This is a genomic window from Bartonella sp. AD328YNZD (assembly GCF_042196425.1).
Genome location: NZ_JBHIQG010000531.1, coordinates 1 through 1,172, shown reverse-complemented (window position 1 = coordinate 1,172; position 1,172 = coordinate 1). Strand labels below are relative to the sequence as shown.

The 1,172-nt window shown below is 41.3% G+C and carries 2 protein-coding genes; both read left to right on the top strand.

The features are described 5' to 3' along the window. Nucleotides 1–618, top strand: a 618-nt coding sequence (locus ACFIO3_RS13435) for a hypothetical protein (protein WP_375704621.1), incomplete at its 5' end; no start/stop codon positions are given. Then, nucleotides 615–1,022, top strand: coding sequence for a hypothetical protein (locus tag ACFIO3_RS13430; protein WP_375618866.1), 408 nt, complete (start codon nucleotides 615–617; stop codon nucleotides 1,020–1,022). The genes ACFIO3_RS13435 and ACFIO3_RS13430, both read left to right, overlap by 4 nt. Nucleotides 1,023–1,172 lie beyond the last annotated feature (150 nt).

The window sequence follows — 1,172 nt, the reverse complement described above, 5'->3', positions numbered from 1 at the left end:
GTGCTGGTAGAGTTAGGGATAGCGTTTTATCAAAAGTTTTTTGAAGGGGGCTCTTGGGGGTTGACCAATTCAACCAAAAAGTTTCAAGATTTTATCTATCGTTATGGCAATGACAATGCTATTGTTGGTGGGCATAGCCGTGGTACCATAACAGTAAGCAATGGAGCAAATGACTTGCAAGAACATGGTATCCACGGTGTAGCCAAGAAAACAGACTTCTATCTTGTTGGAGCGGCTGCTCACATGCAATCGATGGCCAATACAGTAGATTATCTAAGCGATGGCGAAAAAAATTATATCTACATACAAGGTCATATGTTAGACCCCATTAGTACAGTGATTGGTTACAATTGGCCTACGGCTTATAAGGCACCTTTAAATCTAGATTTTTCACTTTTGGAGAAAGGTATAAAAAATCCTTTTTATATGACGATATTTGCAGCAAACAGTTTATTTACTATAGCAACTAATCCTCTCAGAGAGATGGGGAGAGCGGTCTGGGGCCTTAACCCGAGCCCCCATAATTGTTATGCTGATGCGAGTCGTGAGTGTCAAATTAATTATGGTTCATTTAGTTTTAACAAACTTTATTCAACGAGAACAGGAAACAAAAAATGAAAATGTTTTTTAATTTATTAAGCCTGCTCATTCTGTTAACGGTTGCTGGATGTGATATTGAAAACATTGATAAACCTCCTCGAGGAGAGACGGCTGTGTGGGAGAAGCTAGGAGCAGATTCTACGGAGGTAGGAAAAGCATTGCTAGAGTGTGGTTTGCCACACCTTAATTATCTTGAGGATGAAGTTCAAAAGTTAAGCAACAATGAGAATGCAACGATTGATGCTTGCATGATCCAAGCAGGATTCCATTATAAAGGGAGAGCTAGCTGGTGTTCTCCTTTTAACGGTAGAGACCTCCCCATTTGTCAGCCTGGTGCTGTCATTCCGAAGAGAAGTGTCGAAAAGCGCTTAAACAGCCCTTTTTGTAAAAGGTATAAAAACGCATCTGAATGCAAACCTTAAGTGTTGCTGTTTGTGATGACCAACAATCCGCTATCCTTGCCTTCTCTTGGAATGGCGGGATTGTTTTCTCAATCAAGCAAAACTCTGTTTCTGTTGGGTTTGGTGCTGGACAAACGGGTGGTGGGGGCTCCATGAGCGCCTCTTTCCAAA

Excerpts from the sequence above, each read along its gene's own strand:
- ACFIO3_RS13430 (WP_375618866.1), top strand. The coding sequence starts at position 615 with ATGAAAATGTTTTTTAATTTATTAAGCCTGCTCATTCTGTTAACGGTT.